Here is a 26,006-nt window from a genome sequence, read left to right as displayed (position 1 = left end):
GATTGATGCTTTGGTTTTCTAGACAAATATTCGAAGAAGAATTTTAGGGTCGAATATACCATACCTGTTAGGAGAGGGGAAGTCTCGAAGGCTTGAGTATTTTCATTGAGCTGAGGACCTAGAAAGATAAAGGCCGGCTGATAAGCCGGCCTTGGCAGCATGAAAAGTTATACGATCAGATTATTTGGCCAACAAGGGCACGATCAAGAGGGCGACTATGTTGACGACCTTGATCATGGGGTTGATGGCCGGGCCAGCGGTGTCTTTGTAGGGGTCGCCGACGGTGTCGCCGGTGACTGCCGCTTTATGGGCATCGGAGCCTTTGCCGCCATAGAGGCCGTCTTCGATGGCCTTCTTGGCGTTATCCCAGGCGCCGCCGCCGGAGGTCATGGCGATGGCCAGGAACAGACCGGTGACGATGGAGCCGATGAGCATGCCGCCCAGGGCCACGGGACCCAGGCCAGGCATAAAGCCGACGATGACCGGGGACAGGACCGGGATCAGGGCCGGGATCATCATCTGTTTCAGAGCGGCTTTGGTGACGATGTCAACGCAGGTGCCATACTCGGGTTTGGCAGTGCCTTCCATGATGCCGGGGATTTCCCGGAACTGACGGCGGACTTCGTCCACGACGCCACCGGCCGCTTTACCCACGGCTTCCATACACATGGCGGCGAAGTAGTAGGGCAGCAGACCGCCGATGAACAGACCGGCCAGCACCCGCGGATCGGCCAGTTCAAAGGTCAATCCGCCTGGGAAGGAGCGGGAGTATTCGGCAAAGAGCACCAGGGCGGCCAGACCGGCGGAACCGATGGCATAGCCTTTGGTGACGGCCTTGGTGGTGTTGCCGACTGCATCCAGCGGATCGGTGATGTTGCGGATTTCATCGGGCAGTTCCGCCATCTCAGCGATGCCGCCAGCATTGTCAGTAATGGGGCCGTAGGAGTCGATGGCCACGACGATGCCGGTCATGGACAGCATGGCTACGGCGGTCAGGGCGATGGCATAGAGGCCGGTGCCCGCGTTAGCTAAACCGCCACCCAGGTGGAAGGCATAGAGAATAGCAGCGACTATAACGATAACCGGGGCGCCGGTGGCCTTCATGGAGATGGCCAGACCCTGGATGACGTTCGTGCCATGGCCGGTGGTGGATGAGGCAGCAATCGATTTCACCGGCTGGAAGCTCTTGGAAGTGAAGTATTCGGTGATGATCACGATGAGGCCGGTAAGGACCACACCGATAACTGCCAGCATAAAGACGTTAAAGGGTGGAATGACATGGCCGGCGGCAGCGCCTTTAGCAGCTTTGGCAGCAACACCTGCCATGAATTTGTTGGCCAGAGGGAAGAAGGCGATGGTGGCCAAAACGGCCGAAACCGCCAACCCTTTGTAGAGGGCACCCATAATGTACTCGGATTTGCCGAGCTTCACGAAGTAGGTGCCGATGACCGAAGCGATGATGGAGACGCCGCCGATAACCAGCGGGAAGATGACCGCCGGGGAATCGGCGCCATAAACGGTGGAGGCCAGCAGCATGGCGGCGACCACGGTCACGGTGTAGGTTTCATAGAGGTCGGCAGCCATACCGGCACAGTCGCCAACATTGTCGCCGACATTGTCAGCGATAACTGCAGCGTTGCGGGGGTCGTCTTCCGGAATCCCGGCTTCCACTTTACCTACCAGGTCGGCGCCGACGTCAGCGGCCTTGGTGTAGATACCGCCGCCCAACCGGGCAAAGACGGAGACCAGGGAACAGCCGAAGCCCAGACCTACCAAGGCGTGCATGGCGGTGACGGGATCAACCTTGGCAATGCCGGTAAGGAATTTGTAATAACCGGCGACGCCCAAGAGGCCCAAGCCGACCACCAACAGGCCGGTCACCGAACCGCCCCGGAAGGCTACGGTCAGCGCGAAGGCCATGCTCTTAAAGGCTGCCTGGGCGGTGCGGACATTGGCCCGCACGGCCACATACATGCCGATGTAACCGCAGGCGGCAGAACCGACAGCGCCGATGACAAAGCCGATAGCGGTATATTTGCCCAAGCCGAAGAGCAGTACGAAGAGTACCGCGCCGACCATGGCTACCGATTTATACTGCCGGTTCAAGAAAGCCCCAGCGCCTTCCTGGACGGCTGCAGAGATTTCCTGCATCCGTTCAGAGCCGGGATCCTGTTTGAGCACCCAGGTGGTGGTAAACAAGCCGTAGGCTACACCAATGGCGCCACAGATTAAAGCAAAATTCATAATGTCCATCAACTTCCTCCTTAAACGTTAATTCTACTTCCTCAGGAATCCGCCCAGCAGATCCTGAATAGCCGCAGATAGAACAATAAGACCTCCAAACCAAATTACAGGTGCAAATAAGCCTTAGAAAACCACCTCCTTAATAATAGTTAGTTAAATTAAGTAATCAAATCGGTTAACACCAATTCCGGGGTTTTGGCGCTTTACCCTGAGCTTGACAATGTGCAAACATTCACACAGTGGGAATAGCAAATCTCAGGGAAATTGTCAATATCTTTAAGTTCACAAACAGCTAACAAATCGTGCGGCAGGACCGTTGTGGCACAGATTTCTTGGATATTTTTCAAGGGAAGCGAAAAAATTATTTTACCTAGCCCATTTTTGAGTCGTATTGTAATTGGGTATGAGCTGCTCCGGGGTCTAAATAGCCTCCATCCGGAAGGTCCTTTATTCTTGGGGTTATCCCTTGCAGGGGCAAGGTAACCCCGTCTTTATAATCAAGATTTCCGCAGGGTGTTCAAGTTCGCAAGACTCACAGCCTAGGATAAGTACAAAATTTGCTCCTACGGGTAGAATCTACGTTTAACGGCTCAGGGATCCAGCCGGGATAACTCAGCCCCAGACTTGCATTATCAGGAGAATTTAATTATAATCCGGTTAATTTGGGATGCTTGTGAAGAATCGTCAAGGAAGGTAATGAAAGTTATGGGTCGGGGTCATCCTTCGGAGACCGAATGCCTGCGTTTGATGGATGAATATGAGATGCTTCCCAATATCCGGGCCCATAGTCGGCGGGTGCATGACGTTGCCCTGCTGTTGGGAGAACACCTTTTCGAGGCCGGATTGAAACTGGAACTGCCTTTGCTCAAGGCTGGTGCCCTGCTGCACGATATCGCCAAGACCGCCACTATCAATAATGGCGGCGACCACGCCCGCCTGGGGGCCGAATGGCTCAGCCGCCGGGGACATCCTGCCGTGGCGGAGATTATTCGAGAACACGTCTGTCTGAGCCGCAATCCCGAAGAACCCTGGCCTCTACGGGAAGTGGAGATTGTCAATTACGCCGACAAACGCGTCCTGCACGATCGGGTGGTGACCCTGAACCAGAGGTTTGATGACCTGCGACAACGCTACGGCCGGACAGAAGCGGCTCTCAGCCGTATTACGGCCAATCAACGGCGCAGTCAGTGTTTGGAACAGAAGATTTTTGCCCATATAACTATCTCCCCTGACGATCTTCTGGCTATCAATGAGTGGAGTTAAGAGATGCGGAAATTACGGCTGGCCTTGTTGAGCGGCGGCAAATCCTCGGAACGCGAGGTCTCCTTAAAAAGCGGCGGCCAGGTCTTTGAAGCCCTGGATAAAGCCAAGTATGATATTTACCGCTATGATCCACAGACCGATCTCCGGCAGCTTATTAACGATGCCCCTAATCTCGATGTCGCCCTGATCATCATGCACGGCCGTTGGGGGGAAGACGGCACCATTCAAGGGTTATTGGACCTTTTGGGATTGCCTTATCAGGGATCGGGGGTGATGGCCAGCGCCCTGGCCATGAACAAAGAACTCAGTAAAACGCTCTACCGTCAGGCGGGCTTGAAGGTTCCGCGAGCGGTCTTTTTTTCCCGGCAAGATGCCATAGACCCGCGCGCTCTCGAAGCGGCGGTGGGGCTGCCGGCGGTCATCAAACCGGTCAATGAAGGTTCCAGCATCGGGGTAACCGTGGCCCGCCATCTTGACCAGTTAGGGGCGGGCATTGGAGAGGCCCTGGCTTATGATCGCCGGGTGCTAGTGGAGGAGTTCATCTCCGGGATGGAAGTTACCGCCGGGGTGTTGGGCAACGATGCACTGCTGCCCTTACCGCTGGTAGAGATCGTTCCGGACAAATCCCATCCCTTCTTTAACTACGAAGCCAAATATCTGCCTGGTGCTACCGAGGAGATTGTCCCGGCGCGCCTCAGCCCCGAGATGACAATCAGGGTGCAGGAATGCGGCCTGACGGCCCATCGGGCCCTGGGCTGTTGGGGCTACAGCCGCACCGATACCATCGTGCGGGACGGTGAGATCTATGTTTTAGAGACCAACACCATCCCTGGCATGACTGCCACCAGCCTCTTCCCGCAGGCGGCCAGGGCTATGGGATTGGATTTCCCGGCCCTCCTCGACCGGCTGGTTGAACTGGCCCTCGAAAAATAGCCGGTCACGCAGGAAAGTATGACGGCGCGCTGGCGGCGGGTGGATGAGATCCTGCATTTCGGACTGGAAAACGGAGTATATACTGCCGCCGTCTTGTTAGCTGGAACTCAAGGGGAAGTCGCCTATGAGCAGGCATTGGGCCGTTTAAGTGCAGCGGTTGACAGCCCGAAGGTTACCCCGGATGCGGTCTTCGACCTTGCCTCGCTTACCAAACCGTTTGCCACCGCCCTGGCCCTCTTAACCTTAATACAGGATCAGCGCCTATCCCTGAAAGCAGAGTTGGGTGAGGTAGTACCGACTGGATGGCTGCCGCCGGATAAACGCCGCCTCTCCCTGACCTCATTGCTGGCCCATAATGCCGGTCTGCCTGCCTGGAGGCCGTTTTATCAAACCCTCCTTAAGGCACCGGCGGCAGAGCGGCCAGGGCTCTTGGAGCGATTGGCGGCTGCTGAACCCTTGGATCATCCTCCCGGTCGGACGATGGTCTATAGCGATTTAGGATTTATAATCTTAAAGGCTGTGGTGGAGGCGGTTGCCGCAGAGGATATGGACGCTTATTGCCGCCGGCGTCTCTACCGGCCCCTGGGTCTGACAACCGTGGGCTTTAATCCGCTGAAGCAGCCTGGCGGGGATAGGCTCACCTATCCGGCCACCGAAACCGGTTTGATTCCCGGACGGCGGATTCAGGGAGAAGTGCATGACGAAAACGCCTGGGCGGCGGGCGGCCTGGCCGGCCATGCCGGTCTCTTTGGCACCGGGCGGGAGGTCTTCCGTCTGGCGGTGGAGATATATTACGCGTATCATGACAAGAACTCTCCCTTTTTCTCTTTTGACCTGGTGCGCGCCTTTCTGACGCCGCCGCCGGGCTCTGAGCGCGCCCTCGGGTTTGATCTTCCTGCTGTCCAGGAAGCCAGTTGCGGCCGCTGCTTTTCTCCCCGCAGCGTCGGCCATTTAGGTTTCACCGGGGTTTCGTGCTGGATTGATTTGGAGCTGGGACAGATTGTCGTGCTGTTGACGAATAGAGTGCACCTCGGCAGAGACAATGCTATGATAAGGTCATTTCGTCCCCGGTTGCACGAAGCCACCTCTCGGGCGTTAGGATTTTTCCAGATATACAGGACATAAGACCGGGGTTGGTTTCCATTTTCGGGTTAAAGCCTCGGTCATGAGACAAGGTGATCCTCATCACCGATAAAACGCCCGCAAACCATGAAAATTTGAACCGGCAGCACAGGCTCCCCGCCGGTGCACCGGTTATGTTCCAACTATCTCGAACCTCGAAACTATATGACCCGGATACTAAAGTGGATTTCACCGAACCTCATCACCTGCACCTGTTAGGTATCTGCGGCACCGGCATGGCGGCCCTGGCCGGCATCCTGAAGGAACAGGGGTATCAGATCAGCGGTTCTGACGAACATACCTATCCGCCTATGAGCACCTTCCTGGAGCAGTTGGGTATCAACGTCTGCAATGGCTTCCGGCCGGAAAACCTTCAACCCCGGCCCGACCTGGCGGTTATCGGCAATGTCATCCGGGCTGAAAATCCGGAAGCCCAGGAAATCCTCCGGTTAAGGTTGCCTCATCTGTCCATGCCCGAGGCACTCAACCGCTTTCTGGTACAGGATCGCCAAGCCCTGGTAGTCAGCGGTACCCACGGCAAGACTACCACATCGTCGCTCCTGGCCTGGCTGCTGTTTGCCGCCGGTTTGGACCCCGGCTTTATGATCGGCGGTATCGTCAGAAATTTTAACGCCAATTACCGGGTCGGTCAGGGCCCTTACGTCGTGCTGGAGGGGGATGAATACGACACTGCCTTTTTTGACAAGCGTCCCAAGTTTCTGCTCTTTCACCCCCGGATGGCCATCCTTACGTCCGTAGAGTTTGATCACGCCGATATCTATCGAGATCTGACGCACGTCGCTCAGGCCTTCACCACCTTTGTGAGCCAGCTCCCCCCGGATGGAGAGTTGTTGGCCTGGGGGGATGCCCCCTTGGTGCGTCAGGTAGCATCCCAGGCCTCGTGTCAGGTAGCGTATTATGGCCTGAACTCTGACGCCTTCTGGCAGGGGCGCAATCTGACCCCCAAAGGCGCTGGCATGAACTTCGATGTGCACCGGCAGGGGCGATTCTGGGAGAGCTTCTATGTTCCCCTGGCTGGCCGGCATAATGTCCTCAACACCCTGGCGGCGCTTGCCGTCCTGAATGACCTGGGGGTGGACCGAAGAAGCCTTAAGGAGGCACTACCTGATTTTGTGGGGGTAAAGCGACGTTTGGAGGTCGTGGGTGATGTTGCCGGCGTCACGGTAGTGGATGATTTTGCCCACCATCCTACCGCAGTGGCCGAAACCCTGCTGGCGGCGCGGGGCCGCTTCCCTGGCCGGCGTCTGTTAACGGCTTTCGAACCCCGGACCAACACCAGCCGCCGGCGGATATTTCAAAGCGATTATGTCAATGCCTTGGCGGCAGCCGACCTAATCCTGGTGCGGGAGCCTCCGGATTTGTGGAAAGCGCCGGAAGATGACCGGTTTTCGTCTGCCCAGCTTGTGGCCGACCTTAACCGGCAGGGACGCCCGGCCTGGTATTTCCCCGATACCGATACCCTGTTGGCTGCCCTGATAGCCAAAGCGGAGCCGGGGGACGTGGTCCTGGTCATGTCCAACGGCGGTTTTGACGGTTTGATCCCCCGCTTCTGCCAGGCTTTGGCCCAACCATCTTGACCGATTGATAAGACATCTATCTTTCGTACTATCGATAAAAAGGCTGTTCAGGAGATAGAATCCATGGAAGATAGCAAACCAGCAGAGCCGAATAAATCCGATCACCGGGAAAAATTGTCGATCTGGATAACCTGGACCTCCATCATCGGGGTCCTCGGGTTGTCAATCGTCATGATCATCTCGGCCTGGCAAGATAAGGACACCAGGACTATGGTGTTCACCGCCGCCTTGCCGCTCTTCGGCGCCTGGGTCGGTACTATTTTGGCTTTTTACTTCGGCAAGGAGAATTTTGAGGCCGCCACCCGAAGCGTCACGGCCATTGCCAGGACTGTGGGGGTTATGGAGAAGCTCACCGAAATCCCGGTGAGAAACAAAATGATCCCCAGAAATGAAATGCTGGTGGAAACGTCGCCTCCCGATAAAATTATTCTGGTCGACGCCTTACAAAAGTTGCAGGAGAAACTCCGACTGCCCATTCTCAATGACCAAGGCCACGTCACTTATATAGTACATCGCAGCGCCATTGATAATTACCTGGTAAAAAAGGCGCTCCAGACGCCTACCCCGGATCTCAAGACACTTACCTTACAAAACCTTCTCGATGAAGATGCCGAACTGAAAAAATGGCTGGGAGAAAGCTTTGCCACCGTTGAGGAAGGAGCTTCCTTAGCCAAGGCCAAAATCATTATGGATAATCTGGATAAATGCGAGGACATCTTCGTCACCCGCAACGGCACTAAAAAAGAGCCGGTCATCGGCTGGGTCACCAACGGCATTATTCAAGAGGCGGCAAAACTCTGAGACATGAAGAACTATTGCGTCTAACCTGCTTTTTGTCAATCAGGCAGCGTTGAGGAGGTTGGCATGGATCGGTATGCCAGCAACAAAAATTACGCGTTGCTCGTACAGGCTTTGCAGAAAGGCCTCATTGTCCCTGTCGTCGGGGCCGGGGTAACTAAGGCTGTTTGTGAAACGGTTAATTGGACCGAATGTCTGGAGCAACTCATTGATGAAATTTTGAGCCGAGCTGGATCAAAGAGTAATCCTTCGATATCTGAACTTTTCCAGGCAGCAAAGCATAAAATAACCCTTGACGCGGGCGACAAGGATCCTTTATTTACGGCAGATCTATGCCGCACATATTTACAAGAGGACTTTGAAACATCCGTCGGGAGCATTATTAAAACGCACCAGGTATGCAATGTAAAGGCCGCGGATGGACTGAAAGCGTTTCTAGAACTGCCATTTTATCGCATTATTACCACAAACTATGACAACCTGTTGGCTGACCTGGATCGTCAGTTACACCCCGATAAACGGATAGAATTCTTCACTCATAAAAAAAGCGAGGAATTCGTCGAATTTCTCAGAAGTGGAGACACCTTTCAACACCGCAAGATTTTTCACCTGCACGGGAATTTAGAAGAACCGGGCTCTATCATTTTTTCAGAGTCTGATTACCAGAAGCTGTACACCAATGAGAAGGTTTTGGATCTGCTCCAGGCCATCTTCTTTTCCAAGTCAGCCCTCTTCATCGGCTTTAGTTTAAACGATTACGACGTCATGCAGACTTTTCGGCAACTAACAGGAAAATTTCCCTCCCCTGACATCAGACATTTTGCTATCTTCCCCCGACCCCTCAAAACTCAGGCCGAGTGCTGGCTGGAGACCTTGCGCTTTAATTACAAATATAGTGTGGGCCTCTTGTACTATGACTTGGAGCCAATTCCGGGAACCGATACATTTTGCCATGACAACCTGTGGAAACTTATTGGCGCTTTGCGAAAAGATGTCAAAGTCTCAGTAAAAGAACCGGTGGGCCGGATTGCCATCCTCTTGGACCAGGGATTTTCCTATGGGCCAGCCGTTGTCAAGCTTATAGATTATCTGAATAAAGTTCAGTCTGAGATCAGATATGAGCTTTTAACCGCGTCCGAAGTAGAAGTAAATTTACCAGACCGGTTTATCGGGGTTGATAAGCCAAAAGATCCGGCTTTTAAACCGGTAGATAGGTACAGCCAGGATCATCCGGATTTATTTGACGGCTATTTTATCTTTACCGATAAGAATGAAAGTAAGAATTATTTTTTTTACAATCGGCAATATTTAGGATGGGCCAGCACCTGGTTCTGGAAGAAATTTGTCGGCAGTCGTCCCACCATGGATGAATTTCTTCTACATGTATTAGTGCTGCTGACCTTATATTTTTTTGACGCGAAGTTAAACAAGTATAAGAAAACCGGAATAGAAAGAGCGTTCCTGAAACCTCATCCGACTGATGTTGGTTGCCTCTTTGATTTTACCGAAAAACTCCGGAATAGGTTGGCTATTATAAACTACCCGAGAATCTGTGAGGAGCACCAGGCAAAACTCGTAGAAGCCTTTAGGGGAAAACAGCTGAGAAATAAGGAACTATCCCTTGGCGTCGACTGGATCCGCCGGGTCATACCTCTCGCAGAATAACTTGCACCGGCCTCCGGCCTTATCCCGCCCCCGACGGCCGGTAGCCCTTGCTGATTCCCAGGTCGGTCAATTTTGCCACTTCCTCGGGAGGCAGCGGCCGGGCGGCGCCCAACTGTCGGGCCAACAACACGGTCAGAGCGGCATGTTCCACCTTTTCCATTTTGTTATAGGCGTCCCATAAGTCCCGGCCCAGCGTCAGGGCACCGTGGTGGTCCAGTAATATGGCGTCATAAAATGGAAGCAGATCCCGGACCGCCGTCGCCATCTCGGGAGTCCCGGTGGTGGCGTAGGGCGCCGTCGGGATAGCCCCCAAGGTCAGTACCACCTCCGGCAGGATGCCTTCCAGGAGAGGAACGCCGGCTATGGTAAAGGCGGTGGCGATGGGCGGATGGGCGTGGACCACTGCCTGAACCTCCGGCCGCACCTGATAGACCTCCAGATGCAGCAGCAACTCGGTGGTAGGCCGCCCGGAACCGGCCAACACCCGGCCGCTCAGGTCTACCATGATCATCTCTTCTTCCCGGACAAATCCCTTGTTGACTCCGCTCGGAGTAATGAGGAGGTTCTCACCCCAACGCACGCTCAGGTTGCCATCCGTGGCCGCCAGCAACTTTTTCTGGGAAAGCGCCCGGCACACCTGCACCAACTCCCGCTTCTGCTCTGCCAGCGCCTGTCTAATTCCCTTTTCCCTTTTCCCTCTTCCCTTCACTTTGCCTTTCCTTCCCGGTTTTCCCGCTCCCCGGTCATTGCATCCGCCAATAAACCCCTCACCAACTCCAAGGCCTCTTCCCGGCTGGTAATCTCTCCTGCCAAGGCCGCTTCCTCTACGGCCGTCAGCAGCTTGCTAAAAACCGGGCCGGGATTGAGGCGCAATACTCGTATCAGGTCATCCCCGGTGAGCAGCCGGGGGCGCTGCTCGAGGGGTTCCAGCCGTTCCTTTAGAAAAACATACACCTGATCGCAGAAACCGGCCAGGGCGGCTTCAGAGTCGGGAGGCTTAGCCGGTCCCTGACCGCCCAGGCTGTCGGCCATGGCCAGGAGAAATACGCCCGCCAGCTCGGGCCGGGCCGCCTTGATAAACCGACCCAGAGCCCGTTGGCTGAGCTTCCCCTGCCGATAATCCGGCAGCAGCAGAAAAGGCCGCATATGCAGTTCGATGAGCCGGGCGACAGTGCGGCTCTCCTCCTGGGAAAAACGGAGCCTGGCGGCAACTTGCAGAAAAATCTCCACCCCCAGCCGTTCATGATGGTAAAAGGTGTAACGCCTCTGATCCTCCCGAAACTGCCGAGTGAGCGGTTTGCCCACATCATGAAACAGCGCGGCCAACTTGAGGAGGGCCGCTTTTTTATCCTGTCGGCTATAGGTGGTGACATATGACGCACATTCCTGGAAATAGTTTTCCGGCGCGGCCAACAGCTCCTCCAAATGGCAGACGGTGCTGAGGCTGTGTTCGAAGACGTCCAGGTGATGGTAGCCGTCCTGGGCCACCCCTTTCATATCTTCCAGTTCCGGGAGGAGGTGGCCTAAAAATCCCAATTGATCCATCAGTCGGAGCACCGGATGCGCTCGCGGTGCACTGAGCAACCGGAAGAGCTCCTGGCGCTGGCGCTCTCCTGCCGCGGTGGCAATGGCCGGTCCGTATCGCTGAATGACTCTGCGCAATTGCGGCGACAGGTCGAAACCGTGGGTGGCGGCAAACCGGAAGGCCCGCAGCAGACGCAGGGGATCGTCCAAGAAATTTTCCGGCAACAGGAGTTGCAGCCGCCCGGCCGTCAGGTCCGCCCGGCCTCCCCAGGGGTCGATAATTTGCGGGGTTGACGGATCCAGCAGCTCTTCCAGCGGAATGGCCATGGCATTCAGGGTGAAATCCCGCTTCCGCAGATCTCCGGGCAGATCCGGGGCCCGGAATTCGGTCAGATCCAGCTCCCGTCCCTGCCAAACCACCCGGGCCGATTTTTCCCGTTCATCCAACAATACATAGGAACCGCCGATAGTCTGGGCCAACTCTTGACCTACCTCCAGGGCCTGCCGGTCCACTGCCAGGTCCAGGTCGTGCGTCTCGCGTCCGAGGAGGAGTTCCCGCACTGCGCCACCCACCAGGTAGACTTTGAGTCCTCGGGAGGCTGCCAACTTCGCTAGCACCTGCAGCATCGGCGCCCCGCCTAAAACCTGCAGGCGGCCCCCTAGTTCTTTGGGGGGCGGTGGATAGGATTTCATATAATGTTGTTATCTTTTTTTGCTCCGTCCGGCAAGCTTGGCCTCCCCCTAAGTCACGGTTTGAGCGCTTTTTTTTTCACGTGAGGACACATTTCCTTTTGACAATGCCCCATCTTCGTGCTATGGTAGTATAAAAAGTGACCCCCTAATGATGAAAATATCTGTTAATCGGAGTAGTTAATCTCATGTAGGAACACATCGCGATATCGTGCCGCTGCTTCTCATCTCTAGATGCCATACTGAACTGTGCGCTCAATCCCACATGGAAGTCTGGGTTAAGTGATGCTGCTGCGAATCAGTAGCGTAAGAAGGAGCATTTTGTATGACCCAGCTAACTGAAGCTTCTCTCGTGCGTATCTTTAACAGCGTCACCGATCCATTTGTTGTCTATGGACGCGATTACCGCATCCTGATGGTCAATCCGGCATTTGCTGCCACCTTTCAACGCCCTTCGCACAATCTCATCGGCCGTCGATGTTACGAAGTTTTGTATAATCGCCTCGATATCTGTGAAGATTGTCACATCAAGGAGATCTTTGCTACGGGCGAGCCCCGGACCAGGGAAATCCTCCTGACCTTGCCGGATAACAGCCAGAGGCACTTTGAGGTGCGTTCGCATCCGGTTAAAGACGCTGATGGTAATGTTATCCAGGCCTTTGAACATAGCCAGGATATTACTGAACGTAAGAGTTTGGAGCTGCAAGTTCGGACCTCGGAAGAGAAGTACCGCACAATCGTCGAAATGGCCCGGGAGGGAATCTTCATCCTGGATTATAAGGCCCGTTTCACCTTTGCCAATGAGTGTCTGGCCCAGATGTTGGGCTATACCCCGGAAGAATTTTTAGGGCGCACCCTGTGCAGTCTGATGGACGAAGAGACGCGCATTCGCGGCAAGGCTCAATTCAATCAGAATCGCAAGGGACTTCCATTGGCCCAGGAGCTGAGGCTTAATCGCAGAGATGGTTCTCCCCTGCACTGCTTGGTATCCATCACCCCTTTAATGGTGGGCAACGATTTTTTCGGCTCCATCGGTATCGTCACCGATATTTCACAGTTAAAACAGGTGGAGACCGAATTACGGGCCGCGAAAGACGCCTTGGCGGCCCAGGCCTGGGAGCTGCAGAAAACCCAGCACCAGTTGGAGACACTCCTCGAAATCTCCCGCCAGGTAAACGCCAAGGGCTCCCTGCCCGAAATATTCAACTACATCCGTGACATCAGCCGCAAAATCTTCACCGACGCCGAACCCATCTTTCTCATCCTGGATTCCGGCCGAAATGCTTTTCTAACATTAGATGATTGTCCGACCAAAATTGCCGCGCCGTTGGGACGGATGCTGCGGCAGTTGGAGAAGGGCGAGGCTGCTGCCGATCTCCTGCACTATCTGGATAAAATCAAAAACAGCCAGATTATTACCAAAACCCAGAATAATTCAGTGCCCCCGCAACTGCGCCAGGCCGTAGCGTCTTATCCCTCCTGGTTTGGCCTGCCGCTGATGACTCCGGATCAGTGTATCGGATTTTTTCTATTAGGGTCGAATACCGCGCTGGATTATGCCCTCGATGATCTGCGCTTTTTTCAGACCCTCTTTGCCCAAATCTCCGGTTATATCCGACAGCTCGTCGTGCGGGAGGCGGAGATTCGCTGTTTATTGCAGAAGGTCAGCGAACGCGCCTCTTACGGCGAGATCATCGGCCAGTGCGGTAAGATGCAGGAAGTTTACGAACTTATCGATCTAGTGGCCGGCTCCGACGCCACTGTCTTTATCACCGGCGAGAACGGCACCGGTAAAGAATTGGTGGCCCGGGCGATTCATGAGCGCAGCCATCGGCGGAAGGGGCCGTTCATTGTGGCCAACTGCTCCGCCTATTCTCCCACCTTGCTGGAGAGCGAGCTCTTTGGCCACGAAAAAGGGGCGTTCACCGGAGCCATCCGACAGAAGAAAGGCCGGATCGAGCGAGCCCAGGGCGGGACCTTGTTTCTGGATGAGATCGGCGATATCGCTGCCGCCACGCAGATTCTGTTGCTCCGTTTCCTCCAGGATCACTGTTTCGAGCGAGTCGGGGGTGAAGATACGATCATGGCTGATGTCCGGATTCTGGCCGCCACTAATAAAGACCTCTATAAGGAAGCAGAGGCCGGCCGATTCCGGGAAGACCTCTACTATCGCCTGAATGTTATTTCCATTCCACTGCCGGCGCTGCGGGAACGTAAAGAAGACATCCCCCTGCTGGCCCAACATTTCCTGGAGCGATTTAACGCCAAAGAAGGTAAACAGATCCAGCGTTTTTCCCCCAACACTTTGCAGGTGCTCATGGACTTCGACTGGCCGGGCAACGTCCGTCAACTAGAAAACGCCGTCAGCCACGCGGTCATTGTCTGCCAAGGCGATGTCATCGGCCGCAAACACCTGCCCCGCTTCCTCAAAGATAAACCCGAGGAAACCGTCTCTACCTCTCTGGCTGAGCAGGAACGCCGCCTGATCCTGCGGGTGCTGAAAGAATCCAATTGGAACAAACATGATGCCGCCCGCCGTTTGAAACTTAGCCGCAGCACCCTCTACAGTAAAATCCGCCGCTATAATCTAGCCCCCCTTGCCGCTGTTGTTTAAAATAAAAACAAGGGGGTCTTATTTTGAACATATTTAAAAATTATAGGGCAATTCAAAGAATTTCCTTTTGGTACGGCGGTATACATGAATCAGGGTCATAATTCATACAATACAGCCTGCGGCAGCGCACCCTTGGCGTCGGCCGAAAATTTTTCTGAATTATTACAACTCACTAATTATATTGCAAGAATAACTATAGATAAAAATCTTGGGCAGATTTCGGCGTTACGGCAGGATTCTTGTAATATCATGCTGAGGAGCAACCTCACCGACGCCTAGCTCGGGAAAGATTATAGAGTCACTGGTCGGGTTTTTTATACGGCACAAAGTATTGAAAGTGGGAAGGAGGTGAAAGTTCGTTGTCAGGATGACGCCAGGGTGGGCTAGGCCCAGTTAGGTAGAGCCCCTCGGACGGCGTGGTTGTAAGAGTTTCTTGTAGATGGCCTACGATGATCGACTAGGAATATGGTAAAGAGCTTGTCACGACAGGGATCCTTTCATGGCTAAACCAACTAAAGACAGCGGCCAGCCCCAGGTGGGCCGGTAACCTTCAACATGGGGACAATGAGGTTCCTATGAATTATATACATGGAAAAAATCAATTCCTCGGAAAGGAGGTGACCGGGCCAAAGAAGACAGCCTTTCAGGTGAGGCGTCTTTTTCCGCTCCTCGGATAGCATAACCTGGTGCGGAATATTTTGCGCCCTCAGGTAAGGGAGTGGCATGGGCCATACAGTGCAGTGAGCGTGTTGAGGTGGTTGTGATATAAGGAGGACCTTCGTGTTCAAGTTGTTGAAGTCATGGTTCAAGTCGTTCAAGTCTCAAGAGAGCAAAATGGGAGGTCTTAATATGGCAGAAAAAAGGGACATTGAAATCAACAGTCGGGCTGACACCATGGATTTGATGAATCCCGACATCCGCCCGTGGCCGGTAACGCCACCGCCCGATGCCGAATGGGTGATGGCCAATACCTATGCCAAACGGAAGGCGGAGGATTTCGGTAAATGGTGCGAGGACAATCTGAGGTATGAGTATGCCTTTGGCAAACCGGAAGCCCTGCAGGGATATCGGTTTCTGTGCTGCGGCCAATGGAGATTAGGAAACAAATTCTGCGCCGCCCTCTTGTGCGAGGCCGGGGCCGAAGTCATTAACATAGAACCCCCTGAGGGCGACCCCCTCCGGAAGCTCACCCCCTTCGGTCGGGAAGAGTACATGCTGGCCGACAAGTTCACCGGAGAAAAGTGCGGCATAGACTTTCTCCATGAAATGCGGGGTCAGAAATCCGTCACCCTGAATCTGGAGTCCGAAGAAGGCCGGGCCATCTATCAGAACCTGGCCGGCCAGGTGGACGGCATTATCGATGAGATGCCTCCCGGCTATATGGATAGCCTCGGGCTGGGCTACCGCCACTTTAAAAAGATCTACCCCAACCTCGTGTATTGCAACATCGCGGTGCGAGGCACCTGGGGTCCTTATAAAGACAAAGTATCCAAGTATGGTCAGTGGACCCTGGAGCCCTTTGGCGGCTGCGCCAACTCTTTCGTGCACAATACCGGCTTTCCCCAGGATCAGTGTCCCCGCGGCAAGGGCGGCGACCCCTGCCGGTCCGGCGTCTGGTTCGCCGACTACGTCGCCGGGGAACAGGCGGCCAATTCCATGCTGGCGGCCCTGTATTGGCTAAAAGCGCTGGGCGGCGAGGGCCAGTTCATCGAAGTGACCGGGGCTGAAAGCCAGATGGACATCCTGGACTTCGACATCGGCTGGTACGGCTTCAATGGCTCCATCAAGGCCCGCACCGGCGCCTGGGACCCCAACCTGAACCAGTATGAGTGGAACCCCTGCCGGGACGGCTACATGATGATCGGCGGGCAGACCGACCGTCTGTGGTACCGCATCGGTATGTGCATCGAGCGGGACTTCCCGCAGTTCGGACGTCTGATCCACGAAGATCCCATCCTCAAAGAGATGGGGGCCAGAAACGCTTTGGCCATGTTGATTAAGACCTACACGCTGACCACCCGCTGGCTGAGGGACATTAACCGCATCGAGGCGGAACAGAAGTTGATGGAATACGAAATCGCCGCCGGGCCGATTCTGTTCATCGACGAAGTTTCCGAGTTCCCCCACTTCAAGTATCGCCCCTGGGTCTGCACCATCGACACCGATCATTACGGCACCATCCTCTTCTCGGTGTCTCCCAACAACTACCAGATGCGGACGCCCCACCGGGTCAAGGTGATGGGCCGCCCCTTGGGTTTTGATACCTATGAGGTGATGCAGCGGTACTGCGGCATTGGCCAGACCAGGGTTAATGAGCTCAAGGAAAAGGGGGTAATCTAATGACCACCAAAGAAGAAAGACAGCAATATAAGCACCTGATAGACACTCCCTTAGAGGAGCAGTACGGCCCCAAGAGCAAACAAGAGCTCGACGAAATGAAGATGCCCTATGAGGATTTCTGCCGGGCCGCCTTCGCACCGGGCCATGAGATGGGCAAACCCGAGTCTCTGAAGGGGATTCGGTGGATGAGCACCACCATGTACATCTTCACCCCCCACTCCGTCTCCAACCTGGCGGAACTGGGGGCCGAGGTCATCAAGTTTGAGATGCCCCGCATGGGCGACCCCATGAAGCACACCTCGCCCTTCAACGAGGCCTATCTCTACCCGCTGCACGACACCCGGCCCATGACGGGCACGGGGTATGGCTTCCTGAACGCCAACCCCAATGAATACTACATCAGCATGGACTACCATCTTCCGGAGATGAAGGAGGCCTTTTACCGCATCGTCAAGATGTCCGACGGCCTCACCGAGTGCTACCGGCCCGGCACCTTCGACCGCTGGAAACAGAGCTACCGTTTCCTCGCCGAACTCAATCCCCGGTTCATCTATGTCTGGGGCGGCGGCTTTGGCTATGGTCCCAAGTGCTTCGGCGGTTCCTATGACATCCTGGGGCAGGCCCATGCCGGGTTGTCTTCGGTCACCGGCCATCATGAATTCATGGGCGGCCACTGCACCAAGCACTCCAACTGGTGTATTGACTGGTACTCCGGCTCCCAGATTACCTACGGCATCCTGGCAGCCATCCTCTGGCGGCTCAAGACCGGCCTGGGAACCATGATCGAGTTCTCCCAGGTGCAGGCCGCCACCCGCTGCCTGGGGCATGCCGCCCCCATGTATGGCCGCTTCGGCATCGTCCGCCAGCGCTGGGGCAACTGGGATACCCAGCTCTGCGTCCACGGCATCATTCTCTGCGGCAAGTCCGACTTCCCCGATGCCGTCAATCCGCAGGATCGCCTGGAGGCCCGCTACGCCATGGTCTCCGCCTTCCAGGATGCCGACTTCAAGGCCTTGTGCGACGTCATCAAAAAACCCGATCTGTACAGCACCTATAAGACTCACAAGGACCGGGTGGAAGGCGAAGCCCAGGTGGACATCTACGCCCAACTGGAAGACTGGGCCAAAGACAAGTCCCGCAGCGAAGTGGTCAGGGTGTTGCAAAATGCCGGGTTGCTGGCCGAACCGGTGCGGAACGACCGCGAGGTTTACGAATGCGAACACTTTAGACAGCGGGGCACCGTCCGCTGGATGGAAGACCCCCTGTTCGGCGATGTGTTGCAGCATGGAACGTACAGCGCTGGGCTGCTGTCCAAGACCCCCCGGAGACTCTACTGGATCTGGCGGCCGGTGGGTGCCGACAACGTCAAAATCTACCACGAACTCTTAGGCTATCCCATTTCCAAGGTTCAGGAATGGTACGACAAGGCCTGGATCTAAAAGGAGGAGAGCGCTGTGTGTGATATTATCTGGTGCAAAAAAGATGTAGACGGCAAGCCGTGCAACACGGTGAATTACCTCGACCCTTACTGCTTCTGGAACTGGAAGGGGACGGTTAACTGCGCCAATTGCGGCACGGTGTATTATATCCACATGATCCAGGGCCACATGTATGAGGGACCCACCGAACAGGCGGCTGGGACCAAACCTGATACCAGCCCGCTGTATGCCGACAAGCCGTTAGAAGGGTATACATTCATCACTATGGGGACTCCCGGTAAAACCCGGCCCTTTGAATGCCTGCCGCGGCATATCTACCTGGGCGTGCCTGATATGGTAAAGTTCAGCATCCGGGGACGGCCGGTGAGAGGCTGGCGGCCGCAAAAGGCCTCAGCCGGCATTGCCGGACAGTTCCCCTATCACTGGGATCTGAAAAATCTGGCGCCGGAGGTTTGGGAAGAATATCAGCAAAAAATCGCCAATGGAGAAGTGAAAGATTGGTAGATAGGTTCCGGTTCGTAGAGAAAGGAGTCGCACATGATTGAAGCGAAAGGGCTAACCCCGAGGCAATTCCTGGATAAGGTCCTGGAGCCGGAGAAGGAAAGTGATCACATCTGTTGGAATTGTGAATATCTTAAACCGGTGATCAAAGGCTCCAGCTTCCCCCCAGCAGACATCATCGGCTGGTGCATGAAGATTCACTGGCCCTATTATTGGTGCGTAGCCGACTTCAACGTCGTGAAAAAGTGCTACGCCTTTAAACAAAAGTCCTAGCATGGAAGAGAACGTTCGCCAGGAACTTGAGTCCATGGAAAAGATGGTGCTCAACTGGAAAAAGGTGTATTTGGACGATGCAACGCCGGATGGTAATAACGACTTCCTCATAGAGGAATTCGAAGAAGAAATTATTACCTACGTCTGTCCATACGTCCGCCGTTTGTACCAGTGCGAGTATCTTACCGCCAATGAGTCCCAAGAGTTCCTGAGCTTTTGTCAAGGCCAAGTGGAAGATCTCCGTAACCTCATCAAGGAAGTGGAGACCCCCCCAGCAAAGCCAGGATTTTGGCAAAAGATTGTGAAAGAGACCGTGATCACCTGGCGGAAAGCAACCTGATTTTTTCCCTGCGGATTGTCGGGCAAAACCGCCAGGTGTACAACCTAATAGGCGATTATTATAATAAAAGGAGAGTGAGCATGCCAGCAAAGGCCCGCGTTGGTGTCTGCGGATTCGATCCCATGCTCGTCAAGGGTTACTGCAAAACAGGATTCCGAGCCCTGTGGTGGCATATACCCGATGAGTTATTTGAATCATTTAACGTGAAACCCAATGATCATATCTCCGGCAAGCTTCTTAAAGTTTTTGCCGGCAAAACCGGGCAGATGACCCACGAACCCAATGAGTCGTTCCATTGGAAATTCTCCAAGGAATCAGGGTTGGCAGTCCTCATACCCGCAGAAACCATAGTCAAATACGAACTCACCGAGTTCCATTTCATCGAGGTGCTCATCGAGAAAATCAACGACCAGCCGGTTTATGCTGGCGAAGAGAAAGAAAGCACCAAGATGTGGCCCATGGAAAGAATGAAACTGGGGTACACGGTAGATTTCATTGCCCCGTAGAGCAGGGGCATTATCTCCTGGCGGGGTTCCTGAGCGGTCGGGCTTGATGGCCCGAAAAAACTGGGCCAAGCCAAGGAGGAGGTCCTGAGAAGAGAACCACATCCCCCTCCCTTATGAGGTTATCCAAGGGGAGGGGGATTTTTTATTGCAAATTGTCAAATTATTCACTCAGTGAAGTAAGTCTATGCATTGCCCCAAATGCGGTAAACTCATTGATCCTGCCCAGCATGGGGATTTAGTCTTTGACAGCCAGGTATGGTGCTCCCAATGCTTCAGCTACGAGGTGGGGCTTACGGAAACGCGAGAGTTTGCCGAACTGGTGGAATGGAGCCAAAAAATCTGTGCCGCCTTCTGCCAGGAACCAGTGTCCCTGGAGCGAGATCCAGAGTACCTCCCTGATCCCCGAAAATATTGGCGCGACAACACCTTTCTGTTGGCCGAAGCCGACCACCAAAAACGGCTCATCATGCTTTACCCGCCGGGAATGCGGCTTACAACACTCTGCCACGAGCTGGCCCATATCTTTACCGGCCAGGATCATACCGCAGAATGGGCCAGCATAAACGCCAAATTGACCGCCTGGGTCAAGTCGTTGTTATAGCTGCTTTCGTATAATTATTATCCTCGACCATGTTAAACATCTGCGGCGGCCACGGGCCGCCCTATCCCATTAAACGATACTTTATCGGCATTTTACTCATAGGGCGGGCCGCGCCCGCCGTCTTTTAGAGCATGAATACGAAAATCTTTTCGCAACTTTTATAACTTCATTAGGGCTGATTTCCCGCAATCACCTTGAGACTTGGAGACATGCAATGATCCACACACCCCATACCGATGTTAAACATCTGCGGCGGCCACAAGCCGCCCTATCCCATTAAACGATATTTTATCGGCATTTTACTCACAGGGCGGGCCGCGCCCGCCGTCTTTAAGAACATGAATACGAAAATCTTTTCGCAACTTTTATAACTTCATCGGGACTGATTTCCCGCAATCACCTTGAGACTTGGAAGTGATTCGGTTATAGTTATCTGTAGAAATAGAGAAACCGGCAATGGCAAAGGAGATGACACGATGGGAAAGGCCCAGGACGAGGAAAAACTGAATTTGCAGGCCGAGCAGGAACCTCAAGAAGCAAACGAAGAGGCGCCAGCCGAAGAACCCCAGCACCCAGGCTGGCTGACCCTCTCGGAGGTGTATGGCTTCTCCGACCCATTTTTCGATAACTTCCTTTATTTACTGGGTTATGATTACTCGTCCAATGTGTATGTCATCAAGGGCGATTATCTCACCGTCATCGACCCCGGCAACGATTATACCGGTTTGATGGACCTGTTCCGACGTGACCATCGCCCCGAGGATATCAAAAAAATCGTTTTGACCCACGGTCACCGAGATCATTCCATGGGCGCGGTCGAACTGTTGCGGGCCTACCCCCACTTCGCCGAAGGGGGAGGTTTCGAGCTGATCCTCCATCCCGAAAGCCCCGCGGAGCTAAAGGAAGTAATGAAAAAGTTCGGCTGTCAAGTCACTGAAGTCAAGGGTGGCGAAATCCTGGATCTTTGTGGGATGCCGTGGGAAGTGATCTATACCCCAGGTCATACCATCGATGGTCTTTCTTACTACCATGCCCCCAGTAAAACCGTTATTACCGGTGACACATCCCTCCCGCACGCCATGGCCAAGCCGGATGAAAACGCCGGAGGCCGGCTGGATCATTACCTCTATGGCATCAAAGCACTGCTTAAGAAAGATATTGTCAACCTCCTGCCGGGACACGGAATTCCTGTTGCCGAACTCGGCAAGTTCGTGGTGGAGCAGACCTATGAAAGCCTGTTGTTGAAGATCATCGGCATTGAGACCCAAATCCCCTGGATCGAGGGGGCGGAAAAACTGGTGGAAAAGGGGCTGTTGGAAGAAGCCATTTTTTGCGTAGACAAAGACCTGGCCCGCGACCCGGAAAATTTACGGGCCTTGCAGTTCAAGGCGTTCTGCCTGACCGACATGGGCCGCTGCGAGGAGTCACTCACCTACCTTGATAAGATACTAGACCAACAGGCCGATAATTTCCATGCGCTGCTGGCGAAAGGGCATGCCCTCCTGGGAATGGGGAAATACGACGATTGTCTGCCCTACTTCGACCGTGTTTTAAAACAGCATCCCAACGTCCGAGAGGCCTACATCTTTAAAGGCATGGCCTTATTCCTTTCCGGCCGAGTCGATGAGGCCATGGACATCCCGGCCTTTAGCACGGAATTCTCCGGCAGGTTTAAGGAGCAGTTGGAAAAACGGTCACAAACGGCAAAATGAAAGGCCGCGCCATGCCATCAAGGCTTATTGTTCTCCTCCTCTAAAATCTCCCGAATTTTTTCCAAAAGTTCAGTTAATCGAAATGGCTTCTGGATGAAGGAAATTTCTGGTTCCAGAATTCCATGGTGAACAATAACATTGTCGGTATAGCCCGACATGAAGAGCACCTTCAGATCCGGTCGCAGGGTTCTGAGACGCCCAGCCAGGTCGCGTCCGTTCATTTGCGGCATTACTACATCCGTCAGCAAGATATGGATGCGGGCAGGGTGATTTTCGCAGAGCAGTAAGGCGTCGCCGCCATTTCGAGCTGACAGCACCGTATAGCCATAGAGCTTAAGACTGCGATCGATCAGGTCTCTAAGCACCTCCTCATCTTCCACCACTAAGATCGTTTCCGAACCATGGAGATTCAGGGTAGTGGGTTTAGTCTCGGGGACCACAGAAACCGCTTCCTCAACCTGGGGCAGGTAGATTTTGAAGGTGGCGCCAGCCCCGATTTCGCTGTAAACCTGAATATGCCCGCCACTCTGTTTGACAATCCCGTAGACCGTTGAGAGGCCTAAACCAGTGCCGTTGCCCATCTCCTTGGTGGTAAAAAAAGGTTCGAAGATTCTTTCCCGCGTTGCCGCATCCATGCCCTGGCCACTATCGCTTATAGCCAACATTACATAAGGACCGGGAATGACGTAGGAGTGGCTGTCGGTGTAAGACTCATCCAGATAGACGTTAGCGGTTTCTATAGTGAGCTTCCCTCCCATAGGCATGGCGTCTCGGGCGTTGATGACCAGGTTCATGACAATCTGATCGATATGTGCCGGGTCGGTTTTCACTGTTCCCAAGGCAGGGTCGAGAACCAACAATACTTCAATGTCTTCGCCGATAAGACGCTCTATCAGAGTTTGCATACCGGCAAGATGGTCATTAAGGTTCATGAACTTTAAGACTGATATTTTTTTGCGGCTGAAGGCCAGGAGCTTGTCTGTCAGGGAAGCTGCCCGCTCAGCCGCTTTCCTGATTTCGGCCAGATATCCGACCAATGGGTCTTGCGGGGAAAGATCTCGACTCATGAGTTCGCAATAGCCTATCACCACTTTCAGCATGTTGTTGAAGTCATGGGCCACTCCGCCGGCCAACCGGCCCACCGCCTCCATCTTTTGTGCCTGAAGAAACTGGCTTTCCAGGTTCTTGCGCTCGCTGATATCAAGAAAATAGCCTAGGGCTGTCCTCTGATCCTGGTAAATCGTAGAAGTAATTTTTTCCATAACCCATTTTGTTTCACCATTTTTGATGATAACGGGAAACTCGATGGGCAGATCAAGTTCGCCTTTGAGCATTTTCAAGGCCTTTTGGCGCACCATTCTGCGGTATTCCGGCACGACCAGGCTTAAGCTGTCACGGCCTAATATTTCCTCTGCCTTGTAGCCGGTAATGTTTTCAAAACCAGGGTTAACCATGACAAACTTAAGACCCCGCAGGATAAAGATGCCTATAGGGGCGTTGGTTACCAGGACGTGGAAGGCCTCCTCGGCCTGCTTGCGTTTGCTAATATCCTGCCCCTGGGCGATGGTGGCGATGATGGCGTTTCCTCTCGAACCATAGATGTTAGCAGAGCTCCACAGCACCGTTCGTATTTCGCCGTCCCGGCGAAGGATTGGTATTTCTTGGGATTCCCAGGATTCACCTCTCATGACGTGGGATAATTGGTTTAAAAATTTCTCCTGATATTCTTCAGGCAGAAGGAAGAACAGCTTCTGGCCGATGACCTCCGAAGCTTTGTATCCGGAAAGGTGCTCGAAGGCCCGATTGAATCTGGTCACGACGAAGTCCGGGTCCCAGACGATGATAGGGGCATTGGCGTAATTGATCAGGTTGTTGAGATACTCATTGCTTTCCTGCAGTGCCTCCGCCATCTCCCTATGTCTCAAGATCTCCCACATCTTGTTGAGCAGGGAGGACAGGGCATTGATATCATCGGTAGTATAATCGGTAGCTTTATTGGCCACCGCGGCCATGGCCACCACCCGGCGGTCATCCAACACCGGAACGGCCAGAAACCGCCGGATGGGGGCATGCCCTTCCGGCAGGCCTTTATTGCCGGGATGAGGGGCCGGGTAATCATTGACCACCACCGCCTGCCGCAGCCTGATACAATCCGCCCACCTGCCCGCTTTCGCCACCGGGAAGTGGATTGGCTTATTGGCCATAGAGCATTCATCCATTACCTGCTTTGACCACCGGTGGATGGTCATCTCTGACTCATCCTCGTTTATCAGGCCGATAAAGGAAAATTCGCTCTGCAAAGTGGAGCCGACTGCCTCCAGACCAAAATCCAGAATCTCTTCCCGGGGGGCAGATGCCAACTGATGGAGGTCCACCAACGCCTGTAATCGCGTGGTATGCAGGGCCAGCTCTGCTCCGGTCTGCTTGCGATTGCTGATATCCCGAACGATCTCCTGGACATACTGCCTTCCCTCCACCTGGATAAGATTGACGCTGACCTCCACAGGAAAGATGCTGCCGTCCTGGCGACGGTGGTAACCTTCATAGATCTTCCCCTGCTCGGCCAACAGCTCCTGGCTCCACTGATATAAGGCCGGCACCTCGGCTTCCGGCACTATATCCCTGATATTAAGCTGCAATAACGTTTCCCGGGTGTAACCGTAAGCCGCCACGGCTCGGTCATTGACTTCTATTAAATTGCCGTCCTGGTCCATCAGGAGAATGATGTCGTTGGCGTATTTCACCAGGTATTCAAAATGCGACAGGAGAGCCTGGCGTTCCCGTTCAAGGTGATAGAGGGTTTCGTAATGCCACTTTCTTTGGATGGCGAGTATCCATCCCAATACGGCCCCCACCATCAGGATCAAGGCAACAACACCGGTAATGATCAATCTGGCCTCACGATATAGCGGCTGATACATCTCCTCGGTATCGATTTTGGATACTATCTGCCAGGGAGTTTCGGGAATGGACCTGGTAACCGCCAGTACCTCAACACCACGGAAACCGATGCCTTCCATAGCTCCCTGCCAGCCCTCTACAGCCCGGGCAACCGGGTGTCTCCTTTCGGTTAGGGGAACTCTCAGGGTAAGCGGGGTCCCTTTGGTATGCCGCAGTTCGTTGAGAATCACCACTGCATCGCCCTCCGGTTTAATTAGGAAGGTCTCGGCAGTGGGGCTGGGGGTGAGCCAGGATTGGATCAGCGGATAGAGGAACTTACCGGTGTCGATGTTGAAAATAATTAGGCCTGCTACCTCATCTCGATGGTTCCGCCGAATGGCAACAGGGGCAATGAGATCGAGGCGAACCGTCTGGCGTACCTGATCCCGATAGAAATCGCCGAGTACCGCCTTTTTTTTGGTCAAGGCTTCCTGAAACAACCGGTGGGTTGATTCATGGATCGTTCCGGGATGCTTTTCACCGATGCTGAGGATACCCTCTCCCTTTGTATTCAATAATCGAATATTGGCATAGTCGTCCAGGGATAAAATGGTTTGCAGCCGGGAGACCAGCTCTTGCGTCTCCCCCGGGAGCCTTGCCTGATCCTGGAAAAATGTACTGAGTAAACCCCATTGCGAGATGACCAGGGCATCATTCAGGCGATCCTGACGCCATTCCACGATCTGATTTCTTTTAAGTTCGGTGATGTGACCTAAGGTTTCCTCCCAGTTTTGCCGCACCAGTTTTTTCTGATTGCCGTACCACCAGACCCCCCCGATTATGATGCAGGCTGAAAATATGCCAAAGACAAATAAGATAAGTATTGTATTATTCGGTTTTTTCTTCATACAAATTATACGCCCTCAGCCTGAAGAGAATGTGAAATTATTCCTTTGAAAAATT

Annotated in this window: 19 protein-coding genes; 15 read left to right on the top strand and 4 right to left on the bottom strand. The window is 54.0% G+C overall.

Annotation, left to right across the window (positions count from 1 at the left end; translation table 11 throughout):
• Positions 1-180: 180 nt before the first annotated feature.
• Positions 181-2,253, bottom strand: coding sequence for a sodium-translocating pyrophosphatase (locus tag DESAC_RS02540; RefSeq protein WP_013705509.1), 2,073 nt, complete (start codon positions 2,251-2,253; stop codon positions 181-183).
• 687 nt (positions 2,254-2,940) lie between these two features.
• Between DESAC_RS02540 and DESAC_RS02535 the strand changes: the two genes are divergently transcribed.
• The 6 genes from DESAC_RS02535 to DESAC_RS02510 all read left to right on the top strand — a co-directional run bounded on the left by DESAC_RS02535 (position 2,941) and on the right by DESAC_RS02510 (position 9,623).
• Positions 2,941-3,507, top strand: a complete 567-nt coding sequence (locus tag DESAC_RS02535) for an HD domain-containing protein (protein ID WP_013705508.1) — start codon at positions 2,941-2,943, stop codon at positions 3,505-3,507.
• A 3-nt stretch (positions 3,508-3,510) separates the two neighbouring features.
• Positions 3,511-4,440 carry a D-alanine--D-alanine ligase family protein gene (locus tag DESAC_RS02530; RefSeq protein WP_013705507.1) on the top strand — a complete coding sequence of 310 codons (930 nt, stop codon included), beginning with the start codon at positions 3,511-3,513 and terminating at the stop codon, positions 4,438-4,440.
• Between the two features lie 18 nt (positions 4,441-4,458).
• Entirely contained in the window at positions 4,459-5,565 is a 1,107-nt protein-coding gene (locus tag DESAC_RS02525; protein WP_013705506.1) for a serine hydrolase domain-containing protein, read from the top strand.
• Positions 5,566-5,744: 179 nt separating this feature from the next.
• On the top strand, positions 5,745-7,160 hold the full coding sequence (gene mpl / locus DESAC_RS02520; RefSeq protein WP_041284125.1) for a UDP-N-acetylmuramate:L-alanyl-gamma-D-glutamyl-meso-diaminopimelate ligase: 1,416 nt from the start codon (positions 5,745-5,747) through the stop codon (positions 7,158-7,160).
• Positions 7,161-7,223: 63 nt separating this feature from the next.
• Positions 7,224-7,961 (top strand): hypothetical protein, encoded by a 738-nt coding sequence (locus tag DESAC_RS02515; RefSeq protein ID WP_013705504.1) that lies wholly within the window; start codon positions 7,224-7,226, stop codon positions 7,959-7,961.
• A 63-nt stretch (positions 7,962-8,024) separates the two neighbouring features.
• Positions 8,025-9,623, top strand: coding sequence for an SIR2 family NAD-dependent protein deacylase (locus tag DESAC_RS02510; RefSeq protein ID WP_013705503.1), 1,599 nt, complete (start codon positions 8,025-8,027; stop codon positions 9,621-9,623).
• Between the two features lie 19 nt (positions 9,624-9,642).
• Here the strand turns inward: DESAC_RS02510 and DESAC_RS02505 are convergent, their stop codons facing one another.
• Positions 9,643-10,332 carry a class II aldolase/adducin family protein gene (locus DESAC_RS02505; RefSeq protein WP_013705502.1) on the bottom strand — a complete coding sequence of 230 codons (690 nt, stop codon included), beginning with the start codon at positions 10,330-10,332 and terminating at the stop codon, positions 9,643-9,645.
• Entirely contained in the window at positions 10,329-11,840 is a 1,512-nt protein-coding gene (locus DESAC_RS02500) for an HD domain-containing protein (protein WP_013705501.1), read from the bottom strand. The genes DESAC_RS02505 and DESAC_RS02500 overlap by 4 nt, the downstream gene beginning before the upstream one ends.
• 322 nt (positions 11,841-12,162) lie before the next feature.
• Here DESAC_RS02500 and DESAC_RS14930 point away from each other — a divergent pair, with 322 nt between their 5' ends.
• The 9 genes from DESAC_RS14930 to DESAC_RS02455 all read left to right on the top strand — a co-directional run bounded on the left by DESAC_RS14930 (position 12,163) and on the right by DESAC_RS02455 (position 22,163).
• Positions 12,163-14,451, top strand: coding sequence for a sigma-54-dependent Fis family transcriptional regulator (locus DESAC_RS14930; RefSeq protein WP_013705500.1), 2,289 nt, complete (start codon positions 12,163-12,165; stop codon positions 14,449-14,451).
• 849 nt (positions 14,452-15,300) lie between these two features.
• Positions 15,301-16,791: a CaiB/BaiF CoA transferase family protein gene (locus DESAC_RS02490; RefSeq protein ID WP_013705499.1), complete on the top strand. Its 1,491-nt coding sequence runs from the start codon at positions 15,301-15,303 to the stop codon at positions 16,789-16,791.
• The gene (locus DESAC_RS02485) at positions 16,791-18,230 is read left to right on the top strand and encodes a CoA transferase (protein ID WP_013705498.1); all 1,440 of its coding nucleotides are present in this window, start codon (positions 16,791-16,793) and stop codon (positions 18,228-18,230) included. The genes DESAC_RS02490 and DESAC_RS02485 overlap by 1 nt, the downstream gene beginning before the upstream one ends.
• Positions 18,231-18,245: 15 nt before the next feature.
• Complete coding sequence (locus tag DESAC_RS02480; RefSeq protein ID WP_013705497.1) at positions 18,246-18,734, top strand: hypothetical protein; 489 nt, start codon at positions 18,246-18,248, stop codon at positions 18,732-18,734.
• A 33-nt stretch (positions 18,735-18,767) separates the two neighbouring features.
• Positions 18,768-19,004 (top strand): hypothetical protein, encoded by a 237-nt coding sequence (locus DESAC_RS02475; protein ID WP_013705496.1) that lies wholly within the window; start codon positions 18,768-18,770, stop codon positions 19,002-19,004.
• 1 nt (position 19,005) lies between these two features.
• Positions 19,006-19,344 (top strand): hypothetical protein, encoded by a 339-nt coding sequence (locus DESAC_RS02470; RefSeq protein ID WP_013705495.1) that lies wholly within the window; start codon positions 19,006-19,008, stop codon positions 19,342-19,344.
• 80 nt (positions 19,345-19,424) lie between these two features.
• Positions 19,425-19,850, top strand: a complete 426-nt coding sequence (locus tag DESAC_RS02465) for a hypothetical protein (protein WP_013705494.1) — start codon at positions 19,425-19,427, stop codon at positions 19,848-19,850.
• 184 nt (positions 19,851-20,034) lie between these two features.
• Positions 20,035-20,451 carry a hypothetical protein gene (locus DESAC_RS02460; protein ID WP_013705493.1) on the top strand — a complete coding sequence of 139 codons (417 nt, stop codon included), beginning with the start codon at positions 20,035-20,037 and terminating at the stop codon, positions 20,449-20,451.
• Positions 20,452-20,927: 476 nt separating this feature from the next.
• Positions 20,928-22,163, top strand: a complete 1,236-nt coding sequence (locus tag DESAC_RS02455; protein ID WP_013705492.1) for an MBL fold metallo-hydrolase — start codon at positions 20,928-20,930, stop codon at positions 22,161-22,163.
• A gap of 17 nt (positions 22,164-22,180) precedes the next feature.
• Here DESAC_RS02455 and DESAC_RS14925 read toward each other — a convergent pair whose 3' ends face one another.
• Complete coding sequence (locus tag DESAC_RS14925) at positions 22,181-25,951, bottom strand: PAS domain S-box protein (protein ID WP_013705491.1); 3,771 nt, start codon at positions 25,949-25,951, stop codon at positions 22,181-22,183.
• Between the last annotated feature and the right edge of the window lie 55 nt (positions 25,952-26,006).

Origin of the sequence: Desulfobacca acetoxidans DSM 11109 (assembly GCF_000195295.1) — a bacterium.
In the GTDB taxonomy this organism is placed as follows: Bacteria; Desulfobacterota; Desulfobaccia; order Desulfobaccales; family Desulfobaccaceae; genus Desulfobacca; species Desulfobacca acetoxidans.
Note: the sequence above shows the minus strand (reverse complement) of the source record. Positions and strands in the feature narration are given on the sequence as shown.